The organism is Muricoccus harenae (assembly GCF_009848505.1).
Lineage (GTDB): Bacteria > Pseudomonadota > Alphaproteobacteria > Acetobacterales > Acetobacteraceae > Roseomonas > Roseomonas harenae.
The window spans coordinates 433,787-452,308 of sequence record NZ_WWDL01000001.1 but is presented as its reverse complement, the minus strand read 5'-3'; the positions used below and the strand labels follow the sequence as shown (position 1 = coordinate 452,308).

General features: G+C 69.5%; 21 protein-coding genes, 1 tRNA gene and 1 riboswitch. Of the genes, 7 read left to right on the top strand and 15 right to left on the bottom strand.

Features of this window, described 5'->3' with window-relative positions; translation table 11 throughout:
* Positions 1-89: 89 nt before the first annotated feature.
* The 6 genes from GSE44_RS02100 to GSE44_RS02075 form a co-directional block, all read right to left on the bottom strand.
* Entirely contained in the window at positions 90-956 is an 867-nt protein-coding gene (locus GSE44_RS02100) for a hypothetical protein (protein WP_159346746.1), read from the bottom strand.
* Positions 957-1,121: 165 nt separating this feature from the next.
* The gene (locus GSE44_RS02095) at positions 1,122-1,289 is read right to left on the bottom strand and encodes a hypothetical protein (RefSeq protein WP_159346744.1); all 168 of its coding nucleotides are present in this window, start codon (positions 1,287-1,289) and stop codon (positions 1,122-1,124) included.
* Positions 1,290-1,325: 36 nt separating this feature from the next.
* A complete protein-coding gene (locus tag GSE44_RS02090) occupies positions 1,326-2,327 on the bottom strand; it encodes a DMT family transporter (protein WP_159346742.1) in 1,002 nt (333 codons plus the stop codon).
* The gene (locus GSE44_RS02085) at positions 2,324-3,148 is read right to left on the bottom strand and encodes a DUF6065 family protein (protein WP_159346740.1); all 825 of its coding nucleotides are present in this window, start codon (positions 3,146-3,148) and stop codon (positions 2,324-2,326) included. The genes GSE44_RS02090 and GSE44_RS02085 overlap by 4 nt, the downstream gene beginning before the upstream one ends.
* A 95-nt stretch (positions 3,149-3,243) precedes the next feature.
* A complete protein-coding gene (locus GSE44_RS02080; protein ID WP_159346738.1) occupies positions 3,244-3,417 on the bottom strand; it encodes a hypothetical protein in 174 nt (57 codons plus the stop codon).
* 158 nt (positions 3,418-3,575) lie between these two features.
* Positions 3,576-4,094, bottom strand: a complete 519-nt coding sequence (locus GSE44_RS02075; protein WP_159346736.1) for a hypothetical protein — start codon at positions 4,092-4,094, stop codon at positions 3,576-3,578.
* A 992-nt stretch (positions 4,095-5,086) separates the two neighbouring features.
* On the opposite strand from GSE44_RS02075, the gene GSE44_RS26125 reads away from it, so the two are divergent.
* Positions 5,087-5,215: a hypothetical protein gene (locus GSE44_RS26125; RefSeq protein ID WP_268893613.1), complete on the top strand. Its 129-nt coding sequence runs from the start codon at positions 5,087-5,089 to the stop codon at positions 5,213-5,215.
* A gap of 1,449 nt (positions 5,216-6,664) precedes the next feature.
* On the opposite strand, the gene GSE44_RS02070 is transcribed toward GSE44_RS26125, so the two are convergent.
* A tRNA-Gly gene (locus GSE44_RS02070) sits at positions 6,665-6,739 on the bottom strand.
* Between the two features lie 119 nt (positions 6,740-6,858).
* Positions 6,859-6,936, top strand: a riboswitch (SAM riboswitch).
* Between the two features lie 40 nt (positions 6,937-6,976).
* Between GSE44_RS02070 and metZ the strand changes: the two genes are divergently transcribed.
* The 4 genes from metZ (at position 6,977) to folE (ending at position 10,380) form a co-directional block, all read left to right on the top strand.
* Entirely contained in the window at positions 6,977-8,233 is a 1,257-nt protein-coding gene (gene metZ / locus GSE44_RS02065) for an O-succinylhomoserine sulfhydrylase (protein WP_159346734.1), read from the top strand.
* Positions 8,234-8,404: 171 nt separating this feature from the next.
* Complete coding sequence (locus GSE44_RS02060; RefSeq protein ID WP_159346731.1) at positions 8,405-9,016, top strand: LysE family translocator; 612 nt, start codon at positions 8,405-8,407, stop codon at positions 9,014-9,016.
* Between the two features lie 133 nt (positions 9,017-9,149).
* A complete protein-coding gene (gene apaG / locus GSE44_RS02055) occupies positions 9,150-9,560 on the top strand; it encodes a Co2+/Mg2+ efflux protein ApaG (RefSeq protein WP_159346730.1) in 411 nt (136 codons plus the stop codon).
* Between the two features lie 163 nt (positions 9,561-9,723).
* A complete protein-coding gene (folE, locus tag GSE44_RS02050) occupies positions 9,724-10,380 on the top strand; it encodes a GTP cyclohydrolase I FolE (RefSeq protein WP_159346729.1) in 657 nt (218 codons plus the stop codon).
* Between the two features lie 39 nt (positions 10,381-10,419).
* On the opposite strand, the gene GSE44_RS02045 is transcribed toward folE, so the two are convergent.
* From GSE44_RS02045 to GSE44_RS02010, 8 genes are all read right to left on the bottom strand, one after another.
* On the bottom strand, positions 10,420-10,797 hold the full coding sequence (locus GSE44_RS02045) for a hypothetical protein (protein ID WP_159346728.1): 378 nt from the start codon (positions 10,795-10,797) through the stop codon (positions 10,420-10,422).
* 56 nt (positions 10,798-10,853) lie between these two features.
* The gene (locus GSE44_RS02040; protein ID WP_159346727.1) at positions 10,854-11,444 is read right to left on the bottom strand and encodes a hypothetical protein; all 591 of its coding nucleotides are present in this window, start codon (positions 11,442-11,444) and stop codon (positions 10,854-10,856) included.
* Positions 11,445-11,488: 44 nt separating this feature from the next.
* Positions 11,489-12,478, bottom strand: a complete 990-nt coding sequence (gene hslO / locus GSE44_RS02035) for an Hsp33 family molecular chaperone HslO (RefSeq protein WP_159346726.1) — start codon at positions 12,476-12,478, stop codon at positions 11,489-11,491.
* A 29-nt stretch (positions 12,479-12,507) separates the two neighbouring features.
* Complete coding sequence (locus tag GSE44_RS02030; protein ID WP_159346725.1) at positions 12,508-13,224, bottom strand: CBS domain-containing protein; 717 nt, start codon at positions 13,222-13,224, stop codon at positions 12,508-12,510.
* A gap of 95 nt (positions 13,225-13,319) precedes the next feature.
* Positions 13,320-14,273, bottom strand: a complete 954-nt coding sequence (gene argF / locus GSE44_RS02025; RefSeq protein WP_159346722.1) for an ornithine carbamoyltransferase — start codon at positions 14,271-14,273, stop codon at positions 13,320-13,322.
* Positions 14,270-15,475 carry an aspartate aminotransferase family protein gene (locus tag GSE44_RS02020; RefSeq protein ID WP_201305883.1) on the bottom strand — a complete coding sequence of 402 codons (1,206 nt, stop codon included), beginning with the start codon at positions 15,473-15,475 and terminating at the stop codon, positions 14,270-14,272. Before GSE44_RS02020 ends, argF begins: the two co-directional genes overlap by 4 nt.
* 191 nt (positions 15,476-15,666) lie before the next feature.
* A complete protein-coding gene (locus GSE44_RS02015) occupies positions 15,667-16,038 on the bottom strand; it encodes a hypothetical protein (protein ID WP_201305882.1) in 372 nt (123 codons plus the stop codon).
* A gap of 200 nt (positions 16,039-16,238) precedes the next feature.
* Complete coding sequence (locus GSE44_RS02010; protein WP_159346720.1) at positions 16,239-17,390, bottom strand: PRC-barrel domain-containing protein; 1,152 nt, start codon at positions 17,388-17,390, stop codon at positions 16,239-16,241.
* A 114-nt stretch (positions 17,391-17,504) separates the two neighbouring features.
* Here GSE44_RS02010 and GSE44_RS02005 point away from each other — a divergent pair, with 114 nt between their 5' ends.
* Complete coding sequence (locus GSE44_RS02005) at positions 17,505-18,152, top strand: RecX family transcriptional regulator (RefSeq protein ID WP_159346718.1); 648 nt, start codon at positions 17,505-17,507, stop codon at positions 18,150-18,152.
* A gap of 111 nt (positions 18,153-18,263) precedes the next feature.
* Positions 18,264-18,458: a KGG domain-containing protein gene (locus GSE44_RS02000; RefSeq protein WP_159346717.1), complete on the top strand. Its 195-nt coding sequence runs from the start codon at positions 18,264-18,266 to the stop codon at positions 18,456-18,458.
* Positions 18,459-18,522 lie beyond the last annotated feature (64 nt).

The following is an 18,522-nucleotide window of genomic DNA, read 5'->3' as shown; positions in this document are numbered from 1 at the left end:
TGCTCGCCCGGCCTGCCGCCGGAATGAGGAACCATAGCGGGGGATTATGGCGATGGCGGTCCCCGGGATAAAGGACCGCCTGCAGCATCTTAGGTGAGCGCCGATCGGAGCGCCGCCCCGTGCAGCCGGCGCAGCACCGCCTCCCTTACGAGTTGCCCGGGCAGGAAGGGCATCGCCCCCCACCAGGCTGGCAGGGCCGGTGAGGCGGATGTCTCGGTGCTCCATCCGCCCTGCGCCCCGTCGCCGCCGTCGAGCAGGAGTTGGAACAGGCCCAGCGGCGTGAAGCGCTCGCCATCCGGCAGGGTCAGGTCCTCGAGCGACCAGCCCTCCCCCTCCGGCACCGAGACCTCCAGCCGGCCGGCCGTGCCCGCCACGCCCTCCTGCCGCGTGGCCCGCAGCACATCCGCAGTCCGGTCACATCCGCCCAGGAAGAGCAACCCGCGCTCCACCGCCTCGACAGACAGGCAGAGCCGGCCGGGCCCCAGGCGTGGCGCCGCTTCGAAGCCGGCCTCGGCCGAGCCGTTGAGATGGACCGCGCCCCGCACCGTGTTCCATGGGTTCAGCGGATTGTAGCTTCCGGCCGGGAAGGCGAGGACATAGCCGTCCAGCCGGCGCGCGAAGACATCCGAGCGCCAGATAAGCTCCGTCGCTGCAATGTCCGGACGGCGCAGGATGCTCCGGTACAGCGCGGCCACCCGCTCTGGAGCCTCCTTCGCCAGGGAAATCCAGCCGTCGAGCGGCTCGAAGGTGTAGGAGACGCGGCGCAACAGCCCACCGAGCCGGCGGCAATGCCATTCGCAGCCCGCCATCTGCTGCCGCCGGTGGACCGGTACGCGGATATACGCGTCACCGCGCCGCTCGAAGAGGCAGCCCAGCGCTAGGGTTTCGGAGGCGAGCTGCAGCAGCGCGCGGGCGGCGAACAGCGTGCCCGTGTCCGGCCGCCGGGGATCTGGCATTCGTCGCATCCTGGAACTCCTCCCGGCCGTTCTGGCCCGGGCACAACCGGCCCGTCGCGCGTCTCGATCCGGTCGGAGCGGTCAGCTCGAAGAAACGGAACCAATGTTGGGAAAGCGACGGCCGGCCGTGCCAGCGTCGCAGCGATGGACCCAGCCGCGGGCCGGTCAGCTCCCCGCGTTGGCTGAGTGGGAATGCTGGGCGGCCAATGCCTCGCGCAACGCCTCCAGCAGCCCCCCCGCCGCGTTCAGGCCGCTCGAACGCGCCGTCTTCGCCAGCCGCTGGATCATCTGGTCGAGGCGCATCTGCTCCTCGGAGACTTTGAGCTGGACCATCTGCTTCTCCTTCGGCATCGCGGTGTCCCTGTCGCTCTAGCCGGCCGGGGCGTCGCGCCGGGACAGGATGGGCGAGCGGGACCGGACGGCCGCGCGGAGGCGCCGTAGGCACCGGATCGGGTTCACCCGGACGAAACCAGGGCCGCCCGTGGCGGTGAAACGGCCGGACGACAGCAAGGCGCCCACCACCATGGCCCCGATGGCGATCGCCTCCGTGACCGTGGGCACCTCCCCCAGGACGGGAATGGCGAAAAGCGCAGCCATCGCCGGTACCAGGGACAGGCAGACCGTCGCCTCGGTGGAGCCCAGCAGCGCGATCACGCGGTTCATCGCGACCATCGTCAGCACGCCGACTAGAAGCCCTTGGAACACCGCCTGGACCATCAGCGTTTCCGGGGCGATCCGGAGGAAGTGGGAAACCCCGCCTGTGAGCGCGAGCACGACCACCCCGCCGAGGCCGGACAGCACCGCGACGAAGGCGGCCCCCTCCATTGCGGAGAAGCCCGAGCCGCGCAGGCGCATGAAGTAGATCCCGCCCATCACCGCCGCCACTACGAACATCCCATGGCCGATCAGGGCCGAGCCGCCGGCACCGAGGTCGAGTAGCGTGAGGAGGATGGCGCCGGCCGCGATCACCGCCGCCCCCGCCCAGGCATGCCTCGCCGGATGCCGCCCCCCGATCAGGCCGAGCAGCAGCGTGATGGCCGGCATCAGCCCCAGCGTCAGCGCCGCCCCATGCGCCGCCGGCGCATAGATCAGGCCCATCGCGATCAGCGCCGCCAGCGGCGTGCCCTGGCAGCAGGCAAGGATGCAGCCCTCCCTCCAGTCGCGCCGCGTCAACCTGCCCGCGGAGTGAAGCAGCACAGGCGCCAGCACCACGCCCGCCACTCCATAGCGCAGCGTCGCCAGCTCGAGCGGCGTCATCGCCTGCTGGGTGACGCCGAGGCGGGTGAGGGCCGGATGGGCCGCGGCGACCGTGACGGCGAGCAGGGCCCAGACCAGGCCGCGCAGGCGGGGAGAGGCGGCGGCGCTGGTCATGCAGATTGCTCCTCGCGCCTCTTGCCCTTGCGGGATTCGGCCGCATAGGCGCCGCTCCGGCGGTTCGGGTCCTTGTTCGGCTTCACCACTGTCTGGCGGAAGGAATCCCAGTCGGCCTCGCTGAAGGATTCGAGCCCATCGGAGACTGCGAAGTTGTCCAGCAGCGCGTCCGTCACCGTCGCACGTCGCACCGGCTGCACCTGCATCAGCGGGTAGCCGGCGCGGAAGCGCACGGGCACGCCGGTGCGAGTCAGCCGAACGTTGAAGAAGAGCGGGCCGAACCAGCGATCGGTCTCGATGATGCCCTCGAAATGCTCGTAGCCGAGATCGCGCGGCACATTGGCCGGCGGGCGCAGCAGCAGGTTCCAGCCGGGCGCGGTGCGCGCCACGAGCCCTGTCCAGATCTGGACCACGCCGGGCTCGACGAAATTGGCCAGGAAGGGCGGCGAATAGCCCTTCGCATCCTCCGGTGCCGATTCATCGAAGCGGCCAGCGAAATGCGGGAACTGGGCGACGTCCAGCTGGTACCAGCCCTCGGCTCCGTCATAGGTCCACTGGACGTCGGTGCTGCCGTCCCAAACGAGCTGGAAATCCATGGGCGGGAACACGTGCCAGCCGAAGGCGGCAGCGGAGCACAGGGCCTCGCAATGGCGATAGGCCCGGATCGGGATGGTGCCGTGCCCGTCCCGGGCGGCGCGCTGCGGCGGGCGGCAACCGGGGAAGAGATTGTGGAACCGGACGATCGGCTCGGACGCCGTCTGTTGGAGCGCAGCCTGCGCGTCCGAAAGCACGGAAGGGTTAGCGGTGACCGCGCTGTCCATGTCGTCTGTTCCACTCGTTCATTCTATGGGCCGATCGAAGTATGATCGGCGCCGGCGCCGGCCGGGCCAAGGGCCCGGGCGGTGCGGAAGTGCAGTCAGATCACGCGCTGCAGGCCACCCGTGGAAACACGGCCGGCATCGGCGATGGCCTTCGGAAGCGTCCGGATAACCGCGCGCTGCAGCCCGCCGGTGGAGACGCGGCCGGCATCGGCAACCGCTTTGGCCGGAGTACGGAGAACGGGAGTCTTCGCGATGCTCTTGTCGGACATGGAAGGTTCCTTTGGTTACATTGCGGGGTCGGCATCGGGCGGATGGCCATCGGACCCACAGCCTTGAACCAAGACGAACACCTGCCGTGCATAACGCCGTCAAACAGGCGTCAAACCACCGCCAAATCGGTCTGAGGCCAGCGAAATGCGTGCCGCGGTCAGCGCCCCACGGTCTCCATCCGGAACACGGTGGGGGCCGGGGGCGGCGCGGGCTCAGCCGGAGCCGGTGGCTGGTAATGGGCCGAGGCGGTGGCCGAGCTTTCCTCCGCCGAGGCCATGCTCGGCGGGCGGCGCATGCAGCCGCGGATGATGGGGGCGCAGACGCCATCCTGCCCCACCGGGCGGTCGTTGTTGCCGCTGTAGAAGAGGCCGCTCACTCGGTTGTCGGTGAGGCGGACGGTAGCGGCGCAGGAGGTGCCGCTGCCGCCGATCGTGTAGCCGCCGATCACCGGCAGGTTCACCTCCACCCCACCGGGCGAGTCGATCTTGACGGCGTAGCTGAACAATTCGGTGCGCCCGTCGATGCGCTTGGTCTTGTCCGGAATGCCGGCGCAGGCCTGAAGATCGGCGGCGCTCATGCCCATCATGTCGATCTGGGCCTGATGGGCCATCCGGGAATCCGAATAACCGCAGGCAGCCAGCAGGGCGAGGAGCGAAAGGGTCGCGGGTCGGTGCATGCAGCCTCCATCGGATCGAGGCGCTATGCGGCCCGGCCCATGGCCCTCCGCACGCGCCCCTGGTCACCCTGGGCTTCCTCCCTGCCCGTCCCTTGTCCCATGCGGAGGCGCCGCCCCCCTGGAGGGTGAGCCCTGCGCCGTCGGCCATGATCCGGGGCTTGCGCGCGCCTTTCCGGCGCGGCCAGGCCGCCCTGGGGCGAAGCCGCGCCAACTTAGGTTCGCGTCGAGCCGGTGCTTCTGACTTCAAGGGAGGGGGAATGCGCCTCACAAGAAGGAGCGTGCGGGAAGCCTGAAGCGAGCTGCTCTCCAGCGTGGTCGACGGGAGCGCCGGCGACATCGCTCTAGCCCTGCTGACGGTCCTCTCTATGGAGACGGTGCGGCCGCTGGTGGAGGGCATTGTCGCGCAGATGCTGGTTGGTGCCACGGAGATCCTGGACGACGAAGCGCTGCCTCCTGGGCTTTCGAGCTGGGCCGAGCACGAAGGGTTCACCCGCCCCCCTTTGACTGAGGACGGTGGCGGGAGGTGCCCGAGGAGCTGCGGCGCCACGGCCCGCCCAGCGCTCCGATCCCCTGCCGGCAGCCCGCAGCATGACCCCGCACACCACCCCATCACGGAAGGCTAACCATAGCTGTGTTCCGGATCACGATTGCCCGCCAATGGACATGGCTGGTGTCCACCGCGCCAGACCCTCACGGCTTCCTGCAGACCGAGTTCCGAAAGATGACCGACTTGGTTATGCATAACGACGTCATCACTACCGATCCGCCCGAGTATGACGACGCCGCTCTGGAGAGGGCTGTGGCGAACATCCGGCCGTCATGAACTTGGCGGAGGATCTGCTTCCGCTCAAAGGGTGATGGCGGATTCCGCGAAGCCCTCACGTCTGTGTCCCGCACCCGGAACGAAATTGGAGTGAGGAAATACGGCTGGCGGGCTTAGTGTTCTGCCGGGAGAAATGCCAACACCGAGGCGATCCCAAGGAGACTTGGCAATGGGTAAAATCAGCCGGGAACAACGCTTCGACATGAGGGTGCTGGCGCTGGTCGCGCTGCTCCCCGTGGTCACCGCGATCATCATGCTCACGGTTGCCCGTGACATATTCTGGACGGCATTTGGGTAGGGACGACCTGGGCTGGGCGCCTAGGGAACCGGAAGGCTGCGGGCGGAAGCTATGCCGCCGAGAGGTCTGGCCCCCTCGGTCAACACTGAACCGAGAAGGTAACTGAGGTGAATGCCGCACTGCAGCGGTACCTGTGGAGCGACGAGCGTTACTCAGTATCCTTCAGGGAATTCAACTCATGGCCACTGCTCGGCCACCAAAGGGGCTATGTCCGCCTAATCCTGGTCGAGGTCACCGCTGATCCTGGCGCGGATGATCGGGCGCGGGTCTTCGTCGAGTACGGGACAGCCCAGGGCGTCAGGTCGACCATGCTATTCCCAGAGTGAGCCAGGGAACTCAGCCTTTTCGATGCACATTGGCGGAACCGGCTTGTTCCAGTGCCGAAGCCGTAGGTCTGCTGGTCGAACCGGGCACTGAGGCGATGCGCTCGGCGGGTTCACGCCTCGTGTCGGTCGGCCCGCAGTTCTAAGGCGAGGCCTACTAACCAGCACAGTCCGATGAACCCACCGAGAACTGCCCCGTACCATGGCTTAAGTGCCGACGCCTCGAAGGCTGCGGCACCAATCACTGCTGTGAGGGAAGGCAGCCCTATGGCCGCAAGGCAGATTGCTACAGGACCTTGGTTCCACAATGCCTTGAGCATCGACGCCCCCTGATCTGGTGACGGAACCATACCTTTCATCTCATAACCGCAACAAGCGTCTGCAGATTGAATTTATGTCGGTCGCCTACAACTGGATATCGCGCGCTCAGCGCGGCCGCGGTCCTCGCCCGAGTTAGACCTGAGCTGCCCCGCCAAGCGGCTTATACCGTCTGCATGCTCTCACGAGCTAGCAAACGGCCCAGCGGAATGCGGTTCGCTATCGGTCGCGCACTCGCTGGCACTTTCCATGCGCCACGGAACATCGACGCTGTGCCGGAGCCTATGCCTTCCACGCGCATGAGGGCCCGCATGCTGTCGGGCGTCTCCGGCGTCGCCAGATCTACCAACAGATCCAGCGGCGGCTTGCGGGCAGGCCGGTTCGCAATAGCCTCGGCGGCACGTTGGCATAGGACGAGGGCCCCAACTGTCCGGGCCGCCTCCCGCTCAACCAGGGGCATTGGCCAGCTCGGATGATGCGCCGCGAAGACAGCAACCGCCTGTTCCCAGGCTTGCCACTTCGGCACCCCTCGCTTCACAGCGGACCGGTAGAGCTGCTCGGCGTGTCGGGCAGCCAGCACGTCTAAATCGGCGGGAGGGGCATGGGGGTCTAGGATGTCGCTCATGGGCGGACGCTAGACCGACCGAGAACGATTCGGGAACACGATTCTTAACGAGCCGTTCTGCCTGCTAATCCCTCGCCAGAAAGCGGGCCTGATGCACTTCCTCCCCTGCCGATCGGCAGCAGGCGAGGCCCAGAAAGGATCTACGAGATTTCGGACCCCCGAGGGGTGGCTCGATCGGGAAATTGGAGCGGGCGATGGGAATCGAACCCACGACATTCAGCTTGGGAAGCTGACGTTCTACCTCTGAACTACGCCCGCGCTCCGTCCCACACCTAGCGCAGGGCATCCGGGCGCGCAATCCGCCGTTCGTCGCACTTCTCCCTGCCCCTTGCCCCTGGGCGGCCGGGGGACTAGCTTCGCCCCGCTTCCGCGCCCGGCGCGACGGCGCTCGCGATTTGTCGGCCAGCTTGCGGCGAGCCTAAATAAACGCGCTAAACGGCCGTGGCGGGGGGCTCCCCGCCCGACCGGGCCATCCATGACTTGATGGAACCCGCAATGCCCAGGACCCTCCCGGACGCCCCCCTTCGCCCTGCCACGCTGCTCGTTCGCGGCGGCCAGAACCGCAGCAGCTTCGACGAGATGTCCGAGGCGCTGCACCTCACCTCCGGCTTTATGTACGAGACGGCGCAGCAGGCCGAGGACACCTTCCTCGGCAACATCACGCACTACCAGTATTCCCGCTTCGGCAACCCCACGATCGAGGCGCTGCAGAACAAGCTGGCGGCGCTCGAGGGCGCCGAAGCCTGCCGCGCCACTGCCTCCGGCATGGCGGCGGTCCATGCGGCGATGCTGTCCCACCTCAAGGCCGGCGACCGCGTCGTCGCCTCCCGCGCGCTGTTTGGCTCCTGCCACTGGATCGTCTCCACCCTGCTGCCGCGCTACGGCATCGAGACGGTGTTCGTGGACGGCACCGATCTCGACCAATGGCGCGATGCCTTCCGCAAGCCCTGCGCCATGGTGCTGCTCGAAACCCCCTCCAACCCGATGCTGGAACTTGTGGACCTCCCGGCTGTGGCGGAAATGGCCCATGCGGCCGGTGCCATCGTAGTTGTGGACAATGTTTTCGCGACGCCGCTGCTGCAGAAGCCGCTGACCATGGGCGCGGATGTAGTCGTCTATTCCGCCACCAAGCATTTCGACGGCCAAGGTCGCGTGCTGGGCGGCGCCGTGCTCGGCACGAAGAAGTGGGTGGACGAGGTGCTGACGCCCTTCATCCGCAACACCGGCCCCAGCATCTCGCCGTTCAACGCCTGGGTGGTCCTGAAGGGGCTGGAGACGCTGCACCTGCGCATTCCCGCCATGTGTGCCAGCGCCGCGAAGCTGGCGGATTTCCTCGCCACGCGGCCGGAGGTGTCACGCACCCTGTACCCCTTCCTCGACAGCCATCCGCAGCAGGCGCTGGCGAAGAAACAGATGTCGGCCGGCGGCACGCTCGTCACCTTCGACGTGGCAGGCGGCAAGGAAGCGGCCTTCCGCGTGCTCGACGCGCTGAAGCTGATCGACATCTCCAACAACCTGGGCGACGCCCGCAGCATGGTGACCCACCCCGCCACCACGACCCATATGAAGGTCGGGGCGGAGGAGCGCGCACGGCTCGGCATCAATGACGGCACCGTACGCTTCTCCGTCGGCTTGGAAGACGTGCAGGACCTGGTCGATGACCTGACCCAGGCGCTGGACGGGTTGCGCACCAAGGCAGCGGGCGGCGGCAAGACGGGCGAGGTTCCACGCGCGGCCAGCCCCGCTCGCTGACAGCAGGGGCAGAACCGGCACGGCAGGACCAGCCCGCCCAGGAAGCGTGCCCGGACGCATAATGGACGCGGGGCGGCGACGGGTGGCACGCTCCGCCGCCCGGCGGGTCTGAGCCAACCGGAACCCGAGGACCCAGGCCCTGAGGACCCCAGCCCTGAGGAAAGGACGCCGATGAACCTTGAGACCTGGCTCGCCTTCCTGGCGGCGGCCGCGGCCCTGCTGGTCATCCCCGGCCCGACCATCCTGCTGGTGCTCGGCCAGTCGCTGGGCGGCGGCCGGCGATCCACCCTGCCTCTGGTGGCGGGCGTCGCGGCCGGCGATGCGCTGGCGATGAGCCTCTCGCTTGCCGGGCTGGGAGCGCTGCTCGCCGCCTCAGCCCTTGCCTTCACCGTGCTGAAATGGGCGGGCGCGGCCTATCTCATCTGGCTCGGGCTGCGGATGTGGCGCGCCCCGGTTGAGGGCGCGCCGACCCCACTGCCGCCCCGCCGCGCCGGGATGCAGGCCTTCCTCGTCACCGCCACCAACCCGAAGAGCATCGCCTTCTTCATTGCCTTCGTGCCGCAGTTCCTCGATCCCACGCGCCCCTTCCTGCCGCAGGCGGGGCTGTTGGTTGGCAGCTTCGTCATCCTCGGGGCGGGGAATGCGCTGGGCTACGCGCTGCTTGCCGGCCGGCTTTCGAGTGCCATCCGCCGCCCGCTCACACGGCGTATCCTCAACCGAACCGGCAGCACCATGCTGATCGGCGCGGGGGTGGCCACGGCGTTGCTGGGACGTCGCGCGTGAGCGCGCCGGAGGCAATACGCGTCGGTGCGCCGGGGATGCCGCATGCGAGCGCAACCGGGGCAACGCAAGTGGAAATACCGGGAACCATGCGCATCTGTGCGATGACCGGCATCACTGTGCGGGGAGATTCCGGATGAATGAGACCACCGCCTTCACCGCGGTCACGCGCGGCCTGCGCGTGACGGTGCGCGCCTTCTACCTTGCGGACCAGTCGGACCCGGAGGAAGGCCGCCATGTCTGGGCCTACCGTGTCCGCATCGCCAATGAGGGGCGCGAGACCGTGCAGCTCCTCAAGCGCAGCTGGGCCATCACCGACGGCATGGGCCGCACGCAGCATGTCCATGGCGACGGCGTCGTGGGCGAGCAGCCGGTGCTCGAGCCCGGCGAGGTCTTCGAATATACCTCGGGCACGCCACTCGCGACCTCCTCAGGCTTCATGCGCGGGCAGTACCACATGATCGTCACGGATACGGGCGAGCGCTTCGACGCCGAGATCCCCGCCTTCAGCCTCGACAGCCCGCATGGACAGTTGACGCTGAACTGATGCAGATGCGGCCCCTGCGCCGCACGGGACCGGGCAGCAAGGTCCGGCCAGCGCTCTCATCTGCCCGCGCGCCGAACGGCATCGCGGACCGGCCGTGCCCGAAGCTTGCGGCGCCGCCGCGCCCATTGTCGCCGCGGCCCGGCCGCACCCGGAGGAACGTATCATGACTGCATCCAAGCCTGGCCTTGAGGCCCTTCCGGATACCGCCGTTCCGGCCGAGCAGGCGGGCCACCGCCGTCCGACCCAGGCCGAGGCCGAGGCGGCCGTTCGCACCCTCCTGCTCTGGGCCGGGGACGACCCGGATCGGGAAGGGCTGCTCGACACCCCCAAGCGCGTCGCGAATTCCTACCGCGAGCTCTTCGCGGGCTATGGCACCGATCCCGTGCAGCTCCTCCAGCGCTCCTTCGAAGAGGTGGCGGGCTATGACGAGATGGTGGTGCTGCGCGACATCCGGCTCGAAAGCCATTGCGAGCACCACATGGTGCCCATCATCGGCCGCGCGCATATCGGCTACCTGCCGCGTGGGCGCGTGGTCGGGATCAGCAAGCTCGCGCGGGTGGTGGATGCCTTCGCCAAGCGCCTGCAGATCCAGGAGAAGCTGACGGCGCAGATCGCGACGGCCATCAACGACGTACTGGACCCCGTGGGTGTCGCGGTGGTGCTGGAGGCGGCGCATCAGTGCATGACCACGCGCGGCGTGCACAAGCATGGTGTGACCATGGTCACCAGCACGATGCTCGGCGCCTTCCGGGACAATCACGCCACCAGGCGCGAGTTCCTCTCCATCATCAACGGCCGCAGCGGCACCTTCGAGGGTTGAGCCCGCGCGGCGCCCGGCCCGGGCGCCGCGCGGCGGCACTCAGCAATCGCGGCGGTAGAAGCCCGCGGTGCGGTCGGCACGCGCCGCATCCGCATAGCTGCCGCTGATGGCGGCCTGCTGCTGCGCACCGGCGGCGGCGGCATAGGCCTCCCGGCAATAGGGATCGACAGCCGGGGTGGCGGCATAGGGGGCGCCAGCATAAGCCTGGGCCGCCGGCACCTGACGGTACTCGCCCTGGCCGATATAGGCCGGCATCGGCGTGGTATAGGTGGCGCCGTAGCCTGGGGCGGCGACATAGCTCTGGGCCGGCGTGGCGTAGGAGCCGTAATAGGGATCGGCCGGATAAGGCGCGCAGGCCGCGAGGCCGGCGCCCAGGGCCAGGGCCGGCAACAGGGTCGCGAGGCGGGTGCGGTTCATGGCGGTTTCTCCTTCGATGGAAGGAAAAGCGCGGCAAACCGGCCGATGGTTTCGTTTCAGCCCCGGGGCAGGTCCTGCCGCTGGATGCCATCGGGCGAGTCCACCGGCGCCACCGGGGCGGTCGGCGTGGTGTCCAACAGCCAGTCGCGCAGGTTGCGGCGGACCTGGAGCTCGAACTCCACGTTCAGGTCATCCATGGCGCGGGCGACGACCTCCTCGGCCGCGCGGGCGCGCGCGGAACCGCTATCGGCGGTGCCGGTCAGGCTACGCCGCGCCTCGGCCACGGCGAAGGCGACACGGCGGTCATTGTCCAGCACCTCCACCCGCGCGCGCAGCAGCACGGCGATGGCATCCCCGCTGCGGGTCAGGGTCGCGGCCTCCACCACGAAGCGGGCGCGGCCGGTGGTGCCAGAGGGGATGAGGCGGTCCCGCCCCATCCGCGCCACCTCAGCCGAGGGAACCAGCGGCGCCGGGGGGTCCACCCGGCCATCAACGGGCCGCTCGATCACCTCCAGATCCGCCACGTTCAGCCGCAACGGCGTCAGCCAGGCGTAGCCCTGGATACGCGGCGCGGCGGGCGGGGGCTCCCGCCCGCCGCAGGCGAGCAATAGGAGAGGCGCGCCGAGCGCAAGGCGACGTCCGATCATGGCGGTGCGGAATCCCCGGAAAACGAGGACTCCGCGTTACCCGATCAGGCCCGCCCAGCGCCACCCCTCACCTCTGCCCGGTCGAAACGGAAGGCGAGATTGCAGAACTCGCAGTTCATGGTGATCAGGCCGTTATCGGCCATCTCGTCCAGGTCGCTCTCCGGGAACCCCTGCAGCACGCCGGCCAAGCGGGCACGGGAGCAGCGGCAACCATAGGAAAGGGCCCGCGGCCGGTCGACCAGCAGCCCCTCCGCATGAAAGAGCCGGTGCAGCAGCTGCTCGGACGGGAGCGCATCGTCCAGCATCTCCGCTTCCGTGATCGTCCCCGCCAGGGTGCTGGCAGTGTGCCAAGCATCATCGGCCGCCTCGGTGTCCAGCCCGTCGAGGCCGCCCTGGGCGGCCACGCGCTCCAGGATTAGGGCGGTGGCGCGCCAGCCCTGCGGGCTGCGGCGGCAAGCCAGGCGTACGAAGGCCTGGAGCTGTTCGGAAGTCCGGAAATAGGAATCCGTCATCTCGGCCAGGGTCTCGCCTTCGATGGCGACGATGCCCTGGTAGCGGTCCATGTCCGGCCCCTGGTCGCAGGTGAAGGCCAGATAGCCCTTGCCCAGCAGCGCGCCCGCCTCGCCCTGGGGGCTACCCTCGGCGCGGGCATAGCCGCGGATCTCACCAGAATCGGTGCAGTCGGCCAGCAGCATGGGCACCGGCCCATCACCCTTGGCCTGCAGCGAGAAGGAGCCGCGGAACTTCAGCGCCGCCGCCAGCCCGGCGGCCAGGGCCAGGGACTCGCCGAGCAGGCGGGAGACATCGTTCGGCAGGTCGTGGCGGGCGATCAGCGCATCAGCCAGGGAGCCCAGCCGCACCAGGCGGCCACGCACCGGCCGCCCTTCCAGGTGGAAAGGTAGAATGGCGCGCGGAACCACCGTATCCGGCACGGGGGGCCGTTCATGGTTGAGGAAATCAGGCGTTTCGGAGGGGCGGGTGACATCTTGCACCCGCCCTACATAGTCAGCGCCCCGCCATGGTGACAGGGCCATTCCGTTGCGCCCTGCGCATGGCGCCCTGTTCAGTAGAGGGCGCTGCGGGGTATGCCCTCCTCCATATTGTCCTCGACGCCCTTCACGCCCGGCACTCCATGAGCGATGGCCTGCAGCCCACGCCGGACGGCGGCGGAGCGGGCGAAGCCCTGGAACTGCACCACCCCGTCCTTCACCTCCACGAAGGTGAAGAAGGCATCCGCCCAGGGTTGCTCGCGGATTTCCTTCCAGACGGCCTCGCGGATGCGTTCATCCTCCGCTTTCTCGCTGCCCGCAGGGGCGGGCGGAATCATCACGGCCTGGAGCAGGTCGGCGCGGGAAACCATGCCCACTAGTTCGCCGTCGCGCACCACCGGCACGCGGCGGATACCCCGCTCCTCCATCAGCCGCGCGATGCGCTCGGCCGAGTCATCCTCGCCGACGGTGACGACCTCGCGGGTCATCACATCCTCGGCCAGCGTGCCATGCAGCCTTGCGTAGCGCTCGGCATCGCGGTCCCGGCTGCCGAAGATGCGGTGGAGCCAGCCCGCCCGCCCCTCCCCGCTGCCACCGAGCCGCCGGATCAGGTCCAGCTCGGTCACAATGCCGAGCAGCGTCCCGCTGGCCGAGGTCACCGCCACGGCGGAAAGGCCACGCTCGGCGAGAAGCCGGGCGATGGAGGCGACGGGCATCGAGGCAGGAACGCTCGCCACCTCCCGCGACATCAGGTCACGGGCGGACAGGGTGTCCATCGTGGGAGTCGACATGGGTTTCCTCCAGGCTTCTTGCCTGGGGCCAGTCTACTCCTCCGCCAGCCGGAACGATGTTGATTTGCGTCAACCACCCGCGAGCGGGCAGGGGATCAACCGATTCCCAGCGCCCAGAGCAGCACGCCCTTCTGCGCGTGCAGCCGGTTCTCCGCCTCGTCAAAGACCACGCTCTGCGGCCCGTCGATCACCTCCTGGGTGATCTCCTCGCCGCGATGCGCCGGCAGGCAGTGCATCACGATGGCATCCGGCGCCGCATGGCGCATCAGCGCGGCATTGAGCTGATAAGGCGCCAGCAGGTTGTGGCGGTTGGTCGTGGCCGCATCGGGCTTCTCGTCCGACATGGAAACCCAGGTATCCGTCACGACGCAGCGCGCATCGCGGACAGCGGCGATGGGATCGTCCGTCTCCTCGATCCGCGCGCCCTCGCGCCGTGCCCAGGCCACCAACTCGGCGGGGGCGCGCAGCGCGTCGGGCGTCGCCAGGCGAAGGGTGAAATCGAAGCGTGCGGCGGCCTGGATGAAGGACTGGGCCACGTTGTTGCCGTCGCCCGTCCAGGCGATCGTCTGGCCGGCGATCGGGCCGCGATGCTCCTCGAAGGTCAGCACGTCCGCCATGATCTGGCAGGGATGCGACACATCCGTAAGCCCGTTGATCACGGGCACCGTCGCATGCTCCGCCAGCCCGCGCAGCTTCGAGACATTGTCGGTGCGGAGCATGATGGCGTCCACGTAGCGGGACAGGACCTTGGCCGTATCCTCCGGCGTCTCGCCGCGCCCGAGTTGCATGTCGCGGCCCGAGAGCACCACCGCATGGCCGCCAAGCTGGGTGATTCCCACCTCGAAGGAGACACGGGTGCGGGTGGAGGGCTTCTCGAAGATCAGCGCCACGCTCTTGCCGGCCAGCGGCTTGCCCGGCACGCGGCCCGCCTTGGCATCACGCGCGAGGTCCAGCATCCGGCGCAGCGTCGGCGCGTCGAAATCCATCACCTCGAGGAAGTGGCGGGGGGCTGTTAGCCCCCCCTCCACCGTCTTCAAGGCCGCGCTCACTTCGCCGCCGCCTTCGCCTCGCCCGGCGTCATGCGGAGGCAGGCGCGGTCGAGCAGGCGCAGCGCCTCATCGGCTTCCGATTCGGTGATGATGAGCGGCGGCGCCACGCGCAGCACGTTCATCCCTGCCGCCACCGTCAGCAGGCCCTCCGCCACGGCGGCGCCCTGCATCTCGGTGTTGGACACCGCATCCGTCAGCTTCAGCCCGATCAGCAGCCCTGCGCCCTGCACGCCGGTCACCACCTTCGGGTGACGCTGCGCCAGGGCCTCCATGCCGCGCCACAGATGGCGCGCCACGCGGTCCACAGTCTCGAGGAAGCCGGGGGCGAGGATCACGTCCAGCACCGCATTGCCGGCGGTGCAGGCCAGCGGTCCGCCGCCATAGGTGCTGCCATGGGTGCCGGGCTTCAGATGCTCGGCCACCTTCTCGCGCGCCAGCGTCGCCCCCAGCGGGAAGCCGCCGCCGATGCCCTTGGCGCTGGACATGACATCCGGCTCGATCCCGGCCCACTGATGGGCCCAGAGCTTGCCGGAACGCCCCATGCCGGTCTGCACCTCATCGAGCGCGAGCAGGATGCCGAACTCGTCGCAGGTGGCGCGCAGCTCCTGCAGGAAGCGCAGGTCGGCCGGGCGCACGCCGCCCTCGCCCTGCACCGGCTCGATCATGATCGCCGCCGTCTCCTTCGTGATCGCCTGGCGCACGGCGTTCATGTTGCCGAAGGGGACATGGTCGAAGCCATCGACCGGCGGGCCGAAGCCCTCCAGGTACTTGGCGTTGCCCGTGGCCGAGATCATCGCGAGCGTCCGCCCGTGGAAGGCGCCCTCGAAGCAGATGGTGCGGAAGCGCTCGGGATGGCCGCTGGCGGCGTGGTACTTCCGCACCGCCTTGATCATCGCCTCGTTCGCCTCGGCGCCCGAATTCGAGAAATAGACGCTGTCCGCGAAGGGCGTCGCCTCGACCAGCCGTGCGGCAAGGCGCTCGGCCTGCGGCACGCGGTAGAGGTTGGAGCTGTGCATCAGCCGCCCGGCCTGGTCGGCGATCGCCTGCACCAGATGCGGATGCGCATGGCCGAGGCTGCTGGTCGCGATTCCGGCCCCGAAATCGAGGAATCGTCGGCCCTGCGCATCCCACAGCCAGGCGCCCTCACCCCGCTCGAAAGCGAGATCGGCACGGTTGTAGTTTGGCATCAGAGCGGGGATCACGGGGCGTGGCCCTCCGAAGGTCCCGCGGGCGGGGCGGGTATCGCGGCGCCGGGCGGGAAGCCGGCGAACATGCCGGAAAGCGAAATCCGGGTCAAAGCAAGCCTGTGATGCAAAACGCAAAGGGCGGCAGCCTTGCGGCCACCGCCCCGCTGGCGGGGCGCCCGAAGGCGCCCCGGTTGAACCGGCCCCGATCAGCGGCGGCTGCGGCGCGTGACCGGCGCGCAGTCGCTGGGGTCGGTTGTCCCGAGAGTGCGGGAGACGGCGGTGCCCGGCGGGTTGCCCGGGGCGCAATCCGGGCGGCCGGCGGTGTTCAGCGGGTCGCCGATGCGCTCGTTGGTGCGGGAGACGGCGGTGCCCGGCGGGTTGCCCGGGGTGCCGTCCGGACGGTTCGCCGTGTTCAGCGGATCGCCGATCCGGGCATTGGCGCGGGTCGCTTCGGTGCCGGCGGGGTTGCCCGGGGTGCCGTCAGGGCGGTTGGCCGTGTTCAGCGGGTCCTGGGTACAGGCAGCCAGGCCGCCAATGGTGAGGACCAGCGCCGCAGCGCGGAAGGTGTTGAACAGCATCAGGAGTTCTCTCCGGTCGGGTTGTTCTGATCCCGCCTTGCCAGCGGGATCTACAAGGGCAACGCCGCATTCCCGTTCCGGTTCCGTCCGCCATCGCGCTTCATGGCAACATATGACAGAGCGTGACACGAGCCGGGCGACCGGACATGCCGAAGGGCCCGGATGCGCCAGCATCCGAGCCCTTCGATGAGACGGCCGGATCAGCCGCGGCGGGCGGAGTCGTAGGAGTAGGAGGGGAGCGAGGTGAGGCTCTCCTTCGTCGCGCCGGTGATCGTCCAGCGGTTGTCGGCGGCGGACCAGCGCAGGTCGGAAATCGGCACCGCCACGAGCTTCGCGCCGATCCCGAGGAAGCCGCCAACCGACACCACCGCCATCGGCGAGGCATTGCCCTGCGGCAGAATCAGGTCATCCACGGAGCCAATGGACTCGTTGCGCTCGTTGTAGACCGTGGCGCCGATGATGCGGCTCGCCCGGTCGGTCTGCGCAGCCGGGGCCTTGGCGGTCGTGTTGGCTGCCCCCGCGTTGGCTGCCCCGGCAGCGGGCGCATTCGCCGCGGCGTTGCGGTCTGTGTTCGCGCCGCCGTTCGGGCCGGACGGATTGGCCGGCGCATTGCCGGCGGCCTGGTTCTGCAGCGGCACATTGGCCGTGCCGGCACGCGCCTGGCCGCCGTCCGGTGTCGTGTTCACCGCGCCGGGCATGCCGGTCTGCGAGGTGCTGGGGCCCGCCTGCGGACCGGATTGGGCCTGGGTGCTGCCCATCGCCCGCGGATTGGCATTGGCCGCCGGCGGCTCGTTGTCGCGGCTGCCGCCCTGGGCGGCAGGGCCGCGGCCGGTCACGGTGCCGCGCTCGGTGCCCGCCGAGCCCTGGGCGCCCGGGTTGCTCCCCTGGTTGTTCTGGGCCTGCCGGTTGTTCCGGTCGCGCTCATTCTCCGGGAAGGCGCCCGAGGTGTTGCTGCCCAGCGCACGATCGATGCCCCGGGTGACAACCGTGCCCGGCGGGTTGCCCTGCGTGCCGTCCGGGCGGTTCTGGGTATTTGCCGGATCGCCGGCGCGCTGGTTGGCGCTGCTGGCATTGTCACCCGCCCGGTCCGCCGCGCCGCTGACAGCATTGCCCGCGCGCTCGGCGGCGCGTCCCAGGGCGGTGCCGGGCGGGTTGCCGGGGGTGCCGTCGGGCGGCGTCTGGTTGCCCGTCGCAGCATCGGCCGCGCGCTGGGTGGCGGTGGAGGGCGGATTGCCGGGAGCGCCGTCGCGCGACTGCGCCTGGGTTTGGGTCTGGGCGAAAGCAGGGGCGGCGAGCAGTGCGGCAGCGGCGGTGAGGCTCAGTAGGCTGGACTTGGTGGAACGGGCGGACATGCGGCGCCTCCTTGCGTTTGCGTCTTCCGGCTGCCGAGGGAACGCCCTCGGCCCGAGCGGGGTTGCGCCCCGGCGCCTCTCCCCCCGCGTTCCCCAGCGTGGCAGGCTGGCGGCATGGCCGAGGACAAGCCGACCCCAGCGCGCCGCCGCCCACCGCGGGAGCGCCGTGCGCCCACCGCCGGTCCCGCCCCCACCGAGGCCCGGCTGCACGAGGCCGCGCTGAACCATCTGGCCCGCTTCGCCGCCACCGAAGCGGGGCTCGCGCGCGTGCTGCAGCGCCGCGTCGCCCGCTGGGCGCAGCGGGCCGAGCGGGAGGGAATGGCGCCCGAAGCCATCGCCCCCATCGTGGCCCAGGGCCGCGCGGCGGCTCTGGCCGTGGCGCGCCGCATGGTCGCGGCCGGCACAGTGGACGATGCCGCCTTCGCCGCCGCCCGCACCCGCCGCCTTGCCCGCGCCGGTCGTTCCCGCCGCGCCATCGCCGCCCATCTGACGTCCAAGGGCGTGGGGGGGGAAATAGCCTCCGAAATGCTGGAGGAGGCCGCGACCGATGAGGTGACGGCCGCCCTGGCCCATCTGCGCCGCCGCCGCCAGGGTCCCTTCGATCCTGCCCCATCGGAGGAAACCGAGGCGGCCCGCGCCGCCCGGATGAAGGCCCTGGGTTCCCTCGCCCGCGCCGGCTTCCCGCGCGACGTGGCCGAGACAGCACTGGACTTCGATCCGGCTGAAGCCGAGGCACGGATCATCGAATCCCGGCGCGGCTAGTCGTCTAGGGGAAGGCGAAAGCAGGCGGCCTCGCAAACCTGCCTGCCCACCCGCGTTACTGGACGGGAGCCCGAGCGGGCGTCCCGATCAATGAAAACGCGGAGGTCCGCCATGGCGACCAGCCATTCCGAGTCGCATGACAAGAAGCAGTCCGGCAGCCACGACGCCGCCGCGGGCAAGAAGGGCGTCTCCCAGGAGACGGTTGGAAGCGGCAAGGAGAACGACCCGAACAACTTCGCCAACAACCCGGACCGCGCCTCCTCGGCCGGCACCAAGGGCGGGATGAACAGCCACAAGAACGACTGACGGCGCGGCCATTCACGGCCGCGAAACTCGAAGGGGGGGCGGCGCATGGCGCCAGCCCCCCTTC